The sequence below is a fragment of the Monashia sp. HAY1-2A genome (genome assembly GCF_056755315.1).
On record NZ_JBNDHY010000825.1, the window covers coordinates 1 to 233 of the forward strand.

Here is a 233-nt window from a genome sequence, read left to right on the forward strand (position 1 = left end):
TCGCCGTGCTGCTCGCGGACGACTTCATGGACACGGCCGACGGCCACAAGCCGGTGCTGGCGCAGATGACGGACCTGTACGCGTACGAGAAGTGCAGCGTGCTCGCCGTACAGGACGTGCCGCGCGCGAACACGCGCCAGTACGGCATCGTCAGCGCGCGCGCCTACCGTCCGGACCTGGAGCTGGTGTCCGGGATCATCGAGAAACCGAAGCCCGAGGATGCGCCGTCGACC

The 233-nt window shown here is 68.2% G+C and carries 1 pseudogene; it reads left to right on the forward strand.

The window, feature by feature from the left end:
- Positions 1-233, forward strand: a pseudogene (locus tag ACPYOM_RS24085) (hypothetical protein); the annotation flags it as partial.